We start from the raw sequence: 236 nt of genomic DNA on the forward strand, positions 1-236 counted from the left end.
GGAAAAGCTCCCGCACCGGCCCCCAGCAGTTCCTCGCGACGTGATCCGGCCTCCCCGCTGTCCCGTGGGGGCCCTACGAGGCACGGGGAATCCTCCAACAGACCCAGCAGGTAATGGCCGTATCCGCTCTTGAGCAGCGGCTGGGCCAGTTTCCGGTGTTGGTCATGGTCGATCAGGCCGGCCCGGAAGAAGGGATCCATGAGACAGCGGAGTGAGAAGCAGTGGGATTACTAGAA

General features: G+C 63.6%; 1 pseudogene. It reads right to left on the reverse strand.

The window, feature by feature from the left end:
• Positions 1-200 (reverse strand): annotated as a pseudogene (locus MFF64_RS37350) (hypothetical protein); the annotation flags it as partial.
• Positions 201-236: the final 36 nt, after the last annotated feature.

It is taken from the genome of Methylobacterium frigidaeris, from assembly GCF_022179185.1.
Classification (GTDB): domain Bacteria; phylum Pseudomonadota; class Alphaproteobacteria; order Rhizobiales; family Beijerinckiaceae; genus Methylobacterium; species Methylobacterium frigidaeris.